This window comes from Micromonospora sp. DT4, assembly GCF_049841675.1.
Lineage (GTDB): Bacteria > Actinomycetota > Actinomycetes > Mycobacteriales > Micromonosporaceae > Micromonospora.
Window position 1 is genome coordinate 1 of the sequence record NZ_JBNCKT010000020.1, and the last position, 12,901, is coordinate 12,901.

At 71.5% G+C, this 12,901-nt stretch carries 10 protein-coding genes; 7 read left to right on the forward strand and 3 right to left on the reverse strand.

Annotation, left to right across the window (positions count from 1 at the left end; genetic code table 11):
- Nucleotides 1-256: 256 nt before the first annotated feature.
- Genes ACLQ24_RS08910 through ACLQ24_RS08925 form a run of 4 tightly spaced genes read left to right on the forward strand, consistent with a single transcriptional unit; the run spans nucleotide 257 to nucleotide 7,790 of the window.
- Nucleotides 257-1,261: a multicopper oxidase domain-containing protein gene (locus ACLQ24_RS08910; protein ID WP_425890309.1), complete on the forward strand. Its 1,005-nt coding sequence runs from the start codon at nucleotides 257-259 to the stop codon at nucleotides 1,259-1,261.
- Nucleotides 1,262-1,279: 18 nt separating this feature from the next.
- A complete protein-coding gene (locus tag ACLQ24_RS08915; protein ID WP_425890311.1) occupies nucleotides 1,280-5,242 on the forward strand; it encodes a ThuA domain-containing protein in 3,963 nt (1,320 codons plus the stop codon).
- A gap of 8 nt (nucleotides 5,243-5,250) precedes the next feature.
- Entirely contained in the window at nucleotides 5,251-6,780 is a 1,530-nt protein-coding gene (locus ACLQ24_RS08920) for a cupredoxin domain-containing protein (protein ID WP_425890313.1), read from the forward strand.
- Nucleotides 6,781-6,812: 32 nt separating this feature from the next.
- The gene (locus ACLQ24_RS08925; protein WP_425890314.1) at nucleotides 6,813-7,790 is read left to right on the forward strand and encodes a hypothetical protein; all 978 of its coding nucleotides are present in this window, start codon (nucleotides 6,813-6,815) and stop codon (nucleotides 7,788-7,790) included.
- Here the strand turns inward: ACLQ24_RS08925 and ACLQ24_RS08930 are convergent.
- Nucleotides 7,787-7,990: a hypothetical protein gene (locus tag ACLQ24_RS08930; protein ID WP_425890316.1), complete on the reverse strand. Its 204-nt coding sequence runs from the start codon at nucleotides 7,988-7,990 to the stop codon at nucleotides 7,787-7,789. The genes ACLQ24_RS08925 and ACLQ24_RS08930 overlap by 4 nt on opposite strands.
- 94 nt (nucleotides 7,991-8,084) lie before the next feature.
- Between ACLQ24_RS08930 and ACLQ24_RS08935 the strand changes: the two genes are divergently transcribed.
- Nucleotides 8,085-8,462 (forward strand): MerR family transcriptional regulator, encoded by a 378-nt coding sequence (locus tag ACLQ24_RS08935; RefSeq protein WP_425890317.1) that lies wholly within the window; start codon nucleotides 8,085-8,087, stop codon nucleotides 8,460-8,462.
- Between the two features lie 6 nt (nucleotides 8,463-8,468).
- Here the strand turns inward: ACLQ24_RS08935 and ACLQ24_RS08940 are convergent, their stop codons facing one another.
- On the reverse strand, nucleotides 8,469-9,611 hold the full coding sequence (locus ACLQ24_RS08940) for an ROK family protein (protein WP_425890318.1): 1,143 nt from the start codon (nucleotides 9,609-9,611) through the stop codon (nucleotides 8,469-8,471).
- Between the two features lie 41 nt (nucleotides 9,612-9,652).
- Here ACLQ24_RS08940 and ACLQ24_RS08945 point away from each other — a divergent pair, with 41 nt between their 5' ends.
- Both ACLQ24_RS08945 and ACLQ24_RS08950 read left to right on the forward strand, forming a co-directional pair.
- Nucleotides 9,653-10,876, forward strand: a complete 1,224-nt coding sequence (locus ACLQ24_RS08945; protein ID WP_425890320.1) for an MFS transporter — start codon at nucleotides 9,653-9,655, stop codon at nucleotides 10,874-10,876.
- Nucleotides 10,877-10,981: 105 nt separating this feature from the next.
- Nucleotides 10,982-12,358 carry an FAD-dependent oxidoreductase gene (locus ACLQ24_RS08950; protein ID WP_425890322.1) on the forward strand — a complete coding sequence of 459 codons (1,377 nt, stop codon included), beginning with the start codon at nucleotides 10,982-10,984 and terminating at the stop codon, nucleotides 12,356-12,358.
- A 51-nt stretch (nucleotides 12,359-12,409) separates the two neighbouring features.
- Here the strand turns inward: ACLQ24_RS08950 and ACLQ24_RS08955 are convergent, their stop codons facing one another.
- Nucleotides 12,410-12,886 carry a heme-degrading domain-containing protein gene (locus ACLQ24_RS08955; RefSeq protein ID WP_425890324.1) on the reverse strand — a complete coding sequence of 159 codons (477 nt, stop codon included), beginning with the start codon at nucleotides 12,884-12,886 and terminating at the stop codon, nucleotides 12,410-12,412.
- Nucleotides 12,887-12,901: the final 15 nt, after the last annotated feature.

Below are 12,901 nucleotides of genomic sequence, written 5' to 3' on the forward strand. Positions count from 1 at the left end.
CCCTCGACGTCCTCAAACAGCTGTTCACCACCGGGCCGTGGTTGCCTCAAACGGCTACCTCAAGCTGAATACGTACGCCTCCTGACCATCAACTATTTGCCTTACGGGTCAATAAGTTGGGTTCATCCATCGAAAGTTCTGAGTCTTGCGAGCGAAGTCCGCGACGATCCTCACCCCAGTCGTGCTGCCGCCTTGTGCTCGGCGGTCGATGCACCCTGCGCTCGTCGCGTCTTCGCCCGGTCGGGAACGGAGACCCATGGACGATCACGCCGTTGGCTCCCATCGCCACCTGTCCCGCCGATCACTGATCGCCACCGGGGCACTCGCCGCTTCAGCGCTGGGCGCGTCCGCCCCCACGCTCGGTGGCGCGTTCGGAGGTAGCCCAGCCCAGGCCGCCGCCGGAGTGACCAGGAAGGTCACCATCTACGCCGAGCAGTTGCCCGGCGGGCTGTTCGGGTACGGCCTCGCGCCCGGCCAGGCCACCGTGCCGGGGCCGGTGTTGGAGATCTACGAGGGTGACACCGTGGAGATCACGCTGGTCAACACCACCACGCAGCGGCTGTCCATCCACCCGCACGGGGTGGACTACAGCACCGACTCGGACGGCAGCCCGTTCAACGACTCCTTCAACAACCCGGGCGAGACGCGGACGTACGTCTGGCGCTCGCACGAGATGGTCGCCGCGGCGGGCCGCCGGTACATGCCGGGCAGCGCCGGCTACTGGCACTACCACGACCACGCCATGGGCACCGACCACGGCACCGCCGGAGTCGCGAAGGGCCTGTACGGCGCGCTGGTCGTCCGACGTCGGGGCGACATCCTGCCGGAGAAGCAGTTCACCGTCGTGTTCCACGACATGACGATCAACAACCTGATGGCCCCGAACACACCCATGTTCGAGGCGAACCTGGGCCAGCGGGTGGAGTGGCTCGCCATCGGGCACGGCAACCTCTTCCACACCTTCCACCTGCACGCGCACCGCTGGGCGGACAACCGCACCGGAATGCTCGAAGGACCGGCCGACCCGAGCCTGGTCGTCGACAACAAGGACCTCAACCCGGGCAGCTCGTTCGGGTTCCAGGTGCTGGCCGGAGAGGGCGTCGGACCCGGCGCGTGGATGTACCACTGCCACGTGCAGAACCACTCCGACGGCGGCATGGCCGGGATCTTCCTGGTGCGCAACGCCGACGGCAGCATGCCCCCCGGCGCCGAGGAGGCGATCCACCGGTTCCAGGGCCACACCCACACGCCCGGAAGCTGACCGAAAGTGGGGACGGGGATGGTCAGAGACGTACGACGAGCCCTCGCCGCGGTAGCGGCCTTCGCCACGCTGATCCCAGCCACGACCACGACCACGACCACGGCCACGGCGGCGGCAGCCGCGCCGCGAACGGTGACCGCGACACCAGCGCAGGCGCAGCAGACCAGGACGGCCGTGCTCGTGTTCCACGGGCCGGTGGCCCAGCAGCAGGACCCGGTGGCCCGCGCCGTGGACACCATCCGACAACTTGCGGCCAGTCATGACATCGATGTCACAGCCACCGCGGACCCGGGTGTGTTCACTCCGACCAAGCTGTCCGCGTACCGGAGCGTGGTCTTCCTGTCCGCGACGGGCGCCGCGCTCAACCGCGACCAGGAGTCGGCGCTCCAGGCCTACATGAAGGCCGGCGGTGGTTTCGTCGGCATCGCCGACGCCGCCCGCGCGCAGGTCGACTCGACCTGGTTCACCGGCCTGATCGGCGCCCGCCCGGCCGGCGCGATCCCGGTGGCCGAGCCGGTGGCCCGCGTGACCGCCAGCGGCGAGAACCTGCCCAGCGAGACCAAGGAGAAGCTGACCGACGGCGACGCCAACACGAAGTGGCTGGTCCGCACCCCCACGGCCTGGGTGGCGTACGAGCTGGCCGCGCCGAAGCGGATCACCGGGTACGCGCTGACGTCCGCCAACGACTTCGTCGGGCGGGACCCGAAGGACTGGACCCTGCAGGGCTCCACCGACGGCCAGAGCTGGTCCGATCTGGACCAGCGCACCAACCAGACCTTCGCGGAGCGGTTCCAGACCCGCCGGTTCGACATCGCCACGCCGCAGGAGTTCACCCGCTACCGGCTGAACATCACGGCCAACAGCGGTGAGCCGCTGATCCAGCTCGCCGACCTGCGCCTGTTCACGGGCGCGGCCACCGCGCCGCCGCCGACCCCGGTGAACCGGGCGGCGGTCGACATCCTGGACCGCAAACACCCGGCCACCGCGACGCTGCCCCGGACCCTCACCCGGAGTGACCGCTGGGACAACTGGGACCCGAACCCGCTCGGCTCGGTGCACACCCTCGCCCAGGTGCAGGAGCGGCACTACGACCCGGGCCCCGGCGCCAACGGCCCGTTCCACCCGGTGTCCTGGTGCCGGGACTACGACGGCGGTCGGTCGTTCTACACGGGCATGGGCCACACCGAGGGCAGCTACGGCGAGGAGGCGTTCCGCGCGCACCTGACCGGGGCGCTGAACTGGACCACCGGCCGCGTACGCGGCGACTGCCAGGCGACGATCGCCGCGAACTACAAGGTCGAGCGGCTCACCGCCGCGAACCAGGCCGGGCAGCTCGACCAGATCGGCGAGCCGCACGGGCTCACCATCGCGCCCGACGGCACCGTCTTCTACGTCGGCAAGGCGGCCTGCCCGAGCGGCCCGATCGCGGACTGGAACGACCCGAAGGTCGGCCTGGGCTGCGGCACCATCCACTCCTTCGACCCGCGCAGCAGGCAGGTCAAACTGCTCACCACCCTGGAGGTGATGGGCAACCGGGGCAGCGGCTCGGAGTTGGTGAAGAACGAGGAGGGCCTGCTCGGCATCGTGCCCGACCCGGCGTTCGCCGAGAACGGCTGGCTCTACGTCTACTGGATGCCGCACGAGTCGATCGACCGGGTGAAACGGGTCGGGCAGCGCACCGTCTCGCGCTTCACGTACGACCGGGTGACCCAGACGATCGACCAGGGCACCCGCAAGGACCTGCTGCAGTTCCCGGTGCAGATCCACAGCTGTTGCCACGCCGGCGGCGGCATGGCGTTCGACGCCAAGGGCAACCTCTACGTCGGCTCCGGCGACAACAACTCCTCCGAGGGGCCGCAGGGTTACTCCGGCAACAACTGGACCGAGGAGTACCAGGGCATCTCCTTCCAGGACGCCCGCCGCACGTCGGGTAACACCAACGACCTCGCCGGCAAGATCATCCGGATCCACCCGGAGCCGGACGGCACGTACACCATCCCGGAGGGCAACCTCTTCCCACCGGGCACCGAGAAGACCCGGCCGGAGATCTACGTGATGGGCGTCCGCAACATCGCCCGCCTCCAGATCGACCCGGTGCGCCAGTGGCTGACCGCCGGCTGGGTCGGCCCCGACGCCCTGTCGCCCAGCCCCACCCTGGGCCCGGCGAAGTACGAGACGGCCACCATCATCACCTCGGCCGGTAACCAGGGCTGGCCGTACTGCATGGGTAACCGGCAGCCGTACCGGGACCGCAGCAACACCGACGCCACCGTGCTGACCGGCTGGTACGACTGCGGCAACCTGAAGAACACCTCGCCGCGCAACACGGGTCTGGTGGACATCCCCGCCGCCCGGGACAACATGATCTGGTATTCACCCGACGGCGGCGGTCCGGTCTTCCCGAAGCGGACCGACGGCAGCGGCCTGCCCACCTACGTCGCCGCCGACGCCACCTACACACAGCCGTACCTGCGCGGCGGCGGGCAGGCCATCATGTCCGGCCCCACCTACCACCGCAGCCTCGTCGACACCGCCAGCGGCGTTGCCTGGCCGGAACACTGGGACGGCAAGTGGTTCATCGGCGACCAGTCGAACGCGGCCAACCGGGTCGCGGCCACCGTCGACGAGGCCGGCGTGCCGAACGCCGCCCCGCCGGTGTACGCCGAGTCGCTGCGGGCGATCATCCCCAGTGGCAACGGCGACAACCGGCTGCAGAGCTGGATGGACGCCAAGTTCGGCCCGGACGGCGCGCTCTACCTGCTCGACTACGGAGGCGGGTTCTTCAGCCTGAACCCCAACCAGAAGCTGATCCGGATCACCTACACCGGTGGCGCGCCCACCCCGGTGCCCGCCGCGACCTCGGTGGCCGTGCAGAACAAGCCGTTGACGATCGCCTTCACCGGCTCCCGCTCGGGCGGCGTGAGCCACCGGTGGGAGTTCGGCGACGGCGCCACATCGACCGAGGTGGACCCCCGGCACACGTACGCCAAGGTCGGCACGTACACCGCGAAGCTCACCGTCACGTACGCCGACGGCGAGACGGCGACCGTGCGGACCGCGGTCACGGTCGGCTGCGCGGTGCCCGACGCCCGGGGCACGGTGTGGCTCGGCGACACGGACACCGGCGTGCCCAGTCGTACGGTCGGGCAGGGCTGCACGATCAACGACCTGATCGACGACGAGAGCGCCTGGCCCGACCACAATGCCTTCGTCCGGCACGTCAGCGCGGTGACCCGCACGTTGCAGGACGACGGTCTGCTCAACGCCCGCGAGTCCGGCACACTCACCCGCCTGGCCGCCGCGTCCGACATCGGCCGGGACGGTCGCACCGGGTACGAACCGCTCTACGACGGCACCGCCGAGTCGCTGCGCGGCTGGCAGCAGGCGCCCACGGGGTCGTTCAGCATCCAGCCGGACGGGGCACTGCGCTCCAGCGGCGGGCTCGGCATGCTCTGGCACGCCAAGGAGCTGGGCGACTTCTCGCTGAAGGTGCAGTTCAAGGACATCGCGCCGGGCACCAACCGGGCCAACACCGGTGTCTTCATCCGGTTCCCGGACCTGCGGGTTCCGCTGGAGCAGCGGCCACCGGGCAGTTGCGGCACCATCGGGTCGGCGCGGACCTCGACGGCCTGGATGGCGATCTACTGCGGACACGAGATCCAGATCTACGACGGCGACAGCGGCGAGCCGCAGAAGACCGGATCGGTCTACAACTTCGACCCGGTGCCACTCGCCGAGGCCGGCGTCACCCCGAAGAACGGGTGGAACGACTACGAGATCCGGGTGGTCGGGCAGCACTACACGATGATCCGCAGCGGCGTGGTGATCAACGAGTTCGACAACACGCCGGGCAAGCAGTCCTCCCGGGCCGGCGACCCGCCGACCGACCTGCGGCAGTTCCTGCGCGGCTTCATCGGCCTGCAGAACCACGGTGACAACGACCTGACCGAGTTCCGCAACATCCGCGTGCGGGAACTCTAGGAGAGACGATGATCCGACGACTCACGGCCGCGCTGGCGGCGATCCTGCTCACGGTCACCCCGTTGGCCGCGCCGCCCGCGTCCGCCGCACCGCGCGCCGCCGCGGACCAGGTGCTGACCTGGACCGCCGACGACAACACCACCCGCTACAAGTCCACGCCCACCACCGCGGTGGCCGGTGCTACGACGATCATCTGGGAGAACAGCGCGGCCACCGGCAACACCACCGGGATGCCGCACACGCTGACCTTCGACACGTTCACCGAGGGCTACAACCACGACGTCACCCTCAACATCCTGGCCAGTCCGTTCGACGCCAACGACGGCCGCCACCAGGCGACCGTCACGCTGACCCCGGGCCGGTACCGCTACTTCTGCTCGATCCCCGGCCACAGCCAGATGGTCGGCGAACTGGTGGTCACCGACGGCGGGGGAGGCGGCGACACCACGCCTCCGACCGTCACCGCCGCCGTGTCCGGTGACCGCGACGGCGACGGCAACTACGTCGGCGCGGCGACGGTGACCGTCACGGCCACCGACGCGGACTCCGGTGTGGAGACCGTCGAATACCAGGTCGACGACACCAGCTTCCAGCCGTACACCCAGCCCGTGCAGGCCAGCGCGGTCGGCGACCACTCGGTGCAGTTCCGCGCCACCGACCAGGCCGGCAACACCAGCGCGGTCGGCTCGGTGTCGTTCCGGGTCGTCGAGCCGTCCGAGGAGGACACCACCGCGCCGGTGGTCACGGCCGCGCTGGCCGGCGACCGCGACGGCGACGGCAACTACATCGGTACGGCCACCGCAAGGTTGACGGCCACCGACGCCGGGTCGGGAGTCGCCACCATCGAGTACGCCCTCGACGGCGCCGCCTTCACGGCGTACACGAACCTGATCGTGGTGACCGCCGCCGGGATGCACATGCTGCACTACCGGGCCACCGACGTCGCCGGCAACACCTCGGCCGAGCAGATGGCCCACTTCACGGTCGTCGCGCCGCCGGCCGAGGACACCACCCCACCCACCGTCACGGCGACGGTGGCCGGCGACCGGAACGGGGACGGCGCCTACGTCGGCGGCGCGACCGTGACCGTCACGGCCACCGACGCCGACTCGGATGTGGCGCGGCTCGAGTACGCCCTCGACACCGGGGCGTGGACCGCGTACACCGCGCCGGTCGCCGTGCGCACCGTGGGGGCGCACACCCTGCGCTACCGGGCGACCGACACCGCGCAGAACACCTCCGCCGAGCAGTCGGCGACGTTCACCGTGGTGGCCGACGGCACCGACGCCTGCCCCGCGTCCGACACACGCGACACGGTGGTCATCGACGGCGCCGACACCGGAGTGGCCAACGTCGACACCGGCGACGGCTGCACCATCAACGACCTGATCGACGAGCACGCCGACTACCCCGGCCACGCCGGCTTCGTCCGGCACGTCGAGGCGGTTACCGCCGCGCTGGTGACCGCCGGAACGCTCAACAAGCGCCAGCAGGGCGCCATCGTCCGGGCCGCGGCCCGATCGGACGTCGGCGCATGAGCACCCGAATCCCATCGAGAGGGAGTACCACGATGCCCGGACGTACCGTCGCCAAGCTGGCCACCGTGAGCGCCGTCATCGCCGCTTCGGTGCTGGCCGTGGCGCCCACCGCCCACGCCGACCTGGTCACCCACTGCATCGGCACGGGCGGTGCGGTGACCGTGCCCAACGACCTGCTCGTTCCGGCCGGTGAGTCCTGTGCGCTGACCGGCACCACGATCACCGGCAACGTCACGGTCGCCGCCGGCGCCAACCTGGTGGTGACCGGCGGCCGGGTCAGCGGCGAGGTACGCGTCGCCGCCGACGGCTACCTCGACGCCACCGAGACGACGGTCGACGGCCAGGTGGTGCTGGCCGCCGGAGGCTACGGCCTCTTCCTGTCCGACGCCCAGACCGGTGCGTTGACCGTCCGGCCGAAGGGCTCGGCGACCATCGACAGTTTCCTGTTCGCCGAGGCGTCGACGATCGGCGGCAACGTCACCGTCGGCGCCGGTGAGGTACGGCTCGACGACGGCACCCAGGTGACGCGCAACCTGAGCAGCACCGGCACCTACTACACCGACGTGCACGACTCGTTCGTCGACGGCACCCTGTCGGTGCTCAACAGCGCCACCGGGAGCGTCGTGTGCGGCAGCGCCGTCCGGGGCCGGGCCACGTTCGCCGGTAACCTCGGCGGCGTCCAGCTCGGCCCGAACGGCGCCCTGGACAGTTGCGCCTCCGGCGGCTACTGGGGCACTGACGTCAGCGTCAGCAGCACCACCGGTGGCGTCACCGTCGACGACAACATCATCGATGGTCAGTTGACCGTGACGGGCAACAACCCGGCGGCGCAGGTGGCCGCGAACAACCGCATCCGGGGCGGTGTGACGGGCGACCAGGCCGCGCCGAGCGCCAACCGGGTGGCCCGGTTGGCCGCCGCCGACCGGGAGGACGCGGGCGACCAGCGGGCCGAGGTTCGTCGTACCTCGGCCGTGCAGGAGGCCGCCGAGGCGGGCGCCGCGAAGCTCTAGCCCTCGCCGTCCGACCGCCCGACGGGGCTGGGGGCGCGCCCTTGGTCTTTCGCCATCCCACCGAACAGCAGCACGGCGGCACCTGGTGCGAGGCGGTCACGCAGGGCGGCCGCCGCCGCATAGCCGACGATCTTGGTGGTCGCGAGCGCCACCGCCTCCGCCACCGAGAAGGACGCGACGGTGTTCCTGTCCCGGATCATGCCGGCGACAGCGACCCGGTCGTGAACCACGCTAAAAGCTGACGCTGACGTGAGAGGTAAGTGTTGTCGGCGTCACCAGGCGAGGGGAGGGGTCGTGCGGATCGGAGAACTCGCCGCCAGCACGGGTGTGTCGGTGCGCGCCCTGCGCTACTACGAGGAGCAGTCGCTGCTGATCCCCGGGCGCAGCGGCGGCGGCCAGCGCCACTACGACGAGGAGGCGGTCGACCGCGTCCAGCTCATCCAGACGCTGTACGCCGCTGGTCTGTCCAGCAGGACGATCCTGGATCTGCTGCCCTGCGTCGACGCCAAGGTCAACACCCCGCAGTCCCGCGCCCTGCTGACCACCGAACGTGCTCGCATCACCCGGCAGATCGACCAACTCGCCCAGGTCAGGGACCGGCTCGACGCGGTGATCAGCGCCAGCGAGAGCCCGGGCAACGGCTGCGTCTACACGGACGCCGTCCCCCGGTAGCCGCCCCTACGCCCCGGCTGTCCGGAACGAGGGCCGTCGAGCGATCGTGGGCGGGGCGCCGACGGTGAGGTCGGGGATGCCGTAGAGCTGGTCGAGGACCTGCATCGCGGCGCCGGCGGCGATCACGTCCGCGCCCAGGCTGGACAGGGTCACCGTCGGGGCCAGCCAGTCCGTACGCCGCACGTCCGTGCGGACGGCCTGCTCGACCGCGGCGCGGTAGACCTCCGCGTGGCGCAGCAGATCCGCGCCGGCCAGCACCACATGGGCGAGGTCGAGGGTCTGGAGCAGGTTGACGACGCCGACCGCCAGGACGCGGGCCGCGCGGGGAACGTCCCCCGCCTCGGTGGCGCGCAGGTGGACGACCTCCAGGCAGCCGTGCCGTCCGCAGACGCAGCCGGGCCCGTCCAGGTCGACGACCGTGTGCCCGAACTCACCGGCGTTGGTGTGCGCGCCCCGGTGGGCGGCGCCGCCCAGCCAGAAGCCGCCGCCGATGCCGGATTCGACCATGATGAGCGCCGCGTCACCGAACGTCGCGCCGCGCCGCCACGCCTCGGCCGTGATCCCGGCGGTCACATCCTTGTCCAGGTGCACCGGCAGCCCCAGGCGCGCCTCGGCCAGCGCGCGCAGCGGTACGTCGTGCCAGTGCCGCAGGCCGTGCGCGTCGCGGACGAGGCCGTTGGCGTGGTCGAGCGGCCCGATCATGCCGAGGCCCACCCCCGTCAGGCGGCCCCGTGGGGCGGTGTCGGCGGTGATCGCGTCGATGCCGGCACACAGGACGTCGAGAAGTTGCTCCGGGGTGAAGTCCTCCGGCAGCGGGCTGACCGTCGAGTGGCGCACGGCGCCGGCGAGGTCGACCAGGACCAGTCGCAGCGTGCGTCGGGCGACGTGCGCGCCGATCGCGTACCGGCTGTCGGGGACCAACTCGTAGACGACGGCGGGTTTGCCGATGCCGGGGCGGCGGACGCCGGCGGGGCGGATCAGCCCGTCGGCGGTCAGGCGGGCGATGACCTTGGAGACCGCCTGTGGCGTGAGACCGGTGGCGGCGACGACCGTCGACCGCTCGAACGTCCGCGCGGTGCGCCCCACGGCAATGACGAGCGCCTGGTTGTATCCGCGCAGGAACGTCACGTCGGCTGTGGTGCGCGTCATCTCGCCAGCCTATTACGCAACGCTGTTGCTAAATTCGCTCGGTGAACGGACTGAGCAGAGGTCAGCGCCTTGCGGCGCTGGCGGCCCTGGCACTGGGCGGCGTGGCGGTCGGCCTGACGGAGTTCGTGGCGATGGGCCTGCTGCCCGAGATGGCACGCGACCTGCTCGCCCAGGAGTACGCCCGATCGTCGTCGGACGCCGTCGCGCAGGCAGGCTGGATGATCACGGCGTACGCGCTGGGCGTCGTCGTGGGCGCTCCGCTGATCGCCGCACTCAGCGCGCGTCTGCCCCGCCGCAAGCTCGTGCTCGGACTGCTCGTCCTCTTCGCCGCCGGCACGATCGCCTCCGCGATCGCCCCGAACTTCGAGCTGGTGCTTGTCGCGCGGTTCGTCGCCGCGCTGCCGCACGGCGCGTACTTCGGCGCGGCCGGCCTGCTCGCGGCGACCCTGATGGGCCCCGGCAACGAGGCCCGGGGCTTCGCCACCGTGCTCGGTGGCCTGACCGTGAGCAACGTGGTGGGCGTACCGCTGATCACCCGGCTCGGGCAGGCGGCCGGATGGCGTACGGCGTACCTGGTCATCGCCGGGGTCTTCCTGCTCACGCTGCTGGCGGTGCTGGCGGTCGTCCCGGAGGTCGCCGCGGCGGCGGACGGCTCGCCGGCCGCCGAGCTGCGCGCGCTGCGGACCTCGCAGGTCTGGCTGGTCGCGGCCATCGGCGCGATCGGCTTCGCCGGCTTCTTCGCGGTCGACTCGTACATCGCGCCGGTCACCACCGACGTCGCCGGCCTCTCCGCCGCGACCGTGCCCTGGGTGCTGGTGGCGGTCGGCCTCGGCATGACCGTCGGCAACGCCCTGGGCGGCTGGCTCGCCGACCGGGACCTGCGCCGCAGCATGATGATCGGCTTCGTGGCGATGATCGTCAGCATCGGCGTGTTCAGCCTCGTCGCGTCGAACCGGGTGGGCCTGTTCGTGGGCGCGTTCCTGGTCGGCGCGACGAGCCTCTACCTCGGCCCGGTCCTGCAGGCACGCCTGATCACGGTCGCCCCCGGCGCCCAGTTGATGGGCGCGGCCCTCAACCAGTCCGCCATGAACATCGCGAACAGCCTCGGCGCGGCGCTGGGCAGCGTCGCGATCGCCGCCGGGCTCGGTTACCTCGCGCCGGCCCGGGTGGGACTGGTCCTGGCGGTCGTCGGGCTGGGCCTGGGAATCGTCAGCTACGCCACCGGGCGTCGCCGGGACCGGCAACCGGCCGTCGTCGCGGGCTGAACGACCGCACCCTGGCCGGAATCCGACACCGGCGTGGACGCGCCGGGGGGACTTCAACGCTGTGCAACGATCGGTGCCACACCTCGTACTCCTTTGGAGAGCCCCATGTCCCTCTCCCCGGTTCGGGTCTTCGCCGCGTTGAACGCCGTGCGACCTGCCGAGCAGCCACACCCGGTCCTGGGTAAGGCGGTGGTGGTCGGCGGCAGCGTCGCCGGCCTGCTGGCCGCCCGGGTCCTGTCCGACCACGCCGAGAGCGTGATCCTCATCGATCGGGACGACCCGCAGGTCAGCGGCGCCCGGCCCGGCGTGCCCCAGGGCACCCAACTGCACGCGCTGCTGCCCGGCGGCCTCCTGCAGTTGGAGCAACTGTTCCCGGGATTCCGGCAGCAGGCGCTGGCCCACGGCGCGGTCGAGGCGCCACCCGCCACCCGGCGCAGCTACCTCGACGGCCGTCGCAAGGTGGTCGTACCCGACGACGACGACAGCCTGGCGGGCAGCCGGCCGTTGCTGGAGGGGCTGATCCGTCAGCAGGTGCTCCGACTGCCCAACGTCAAGACGGTCACCGCCCGTGCCACCGGGCTCGTGTTCGAGGGCGACCAGGTCACCGGCGTCCGCTGCGAGGTCAACGGGGTCGCCGGCGTCGAGGGCGGTGACCTGGTGGTGGACGCCATGGGTCGGTCCAGCCGGCTCTCCGACTGGCTGGAGCAGGCCGGCTGGGAGCGGCCCGCGACCCGCCGGATGGCCGTGCACCTCAACTACGCGACCGCGCTGTTCCGACGCCCCGAGCAGAGCCCGGAGATGCGCGTCGTCATGGCCCTGCACACCCCACGGACCATGACGGACGTCGTCGGGGCCGCCTTCTTCGCCATCGAGGACGGCCGCTGGATGACCATGATGGCCGGCTACGGCGACGACCGTCCCGGACGCACCGCGCAGGACTTCGTCCGACGCCTGCGTGAGCAGTTCCCGCCCGAGTTCGGCGCGGTCGCCGACCAGGAGATGCTCGGCGACGTCCAGACCTACCACCACGCCGACAGCCGGCGTCGGGACTTCCACGCGCTGCGGCGCTTTCCGGCTCGGCTCGTCAGCGTCGGTGACGCCGTCGCGTCGTTCAACCCGGTGTACGGGCAGGGGATGACGGCGGCGGCCCTGCACGCGGCCTGCCTGTCGACGTACCTGCGCTCCGGCCCGGACCTGAGCCTGCCCGCCCGCCACTTCCTCGACCTGCAGAAGGTCGTGGTCGACGCCGCGTGGTCGACGTCGACCTCCGCCGATCTGGCACTGCCGCACGTCGCCGGGCCCTACCCGCGCGGCTACCGGGTCTCCAGCTGGGCGAGTCGACAGATCCTCACGGCGACCGTCACGGACGTGGCGATCGCACGCCGGTTCAACGAGGTCGTCTCCATGCGCGCGCACCCGCTGTCGCTGGCCACCCCCGGCGTGATCCTGGGCGCCGTGCGCGCCAACCGTCAGGCGGGCTGACCGACACGCCCCGCCGCCCGTCAGGCGTCCGACGGGCGGCGGTTCCGCCCGCTACTGCGCGGCGCCGCGCAGGATGTCGACGACGAAGCGGTGGTCGTCCACCTGCGGAAGCCCCGAGACGCCCATCCAGCCCACCACGCCGGTGCCGCGTACGCGCAGCGGCAGCGCGCCCCCGGCGGCCGCATACCGGGAGGCCGGCAGCCCGTAGCGCTCGGCCAGCGTCACGTTCTTGTCCCGGCAGAGTCGGGCCACGTAGAGCGACGAGTGCTCGAACCGCATCACCACTCGTCCCTTGCGGCGCAGCCAGGCGTCGTTGTCCTGCGTCGAGCCGGGCAGGCCACAGTGGAACAGCTGACGCCCGGCCCGCCACACGCCCACCGCGACCGGCAGTCCCCGCTCGCTCGCGGCGGCCACGGCGCGCATCCCCAGCTCGTACGCGTCGGTCTCGGACAGGCCGGTACGCTCCAGCTCCTCCTCCTCGCGCAGCAGCTCGTCCAGCGTGGGCCAGGAGTCGTGGTCAGATGGCATCGCTATCTCCTCGTC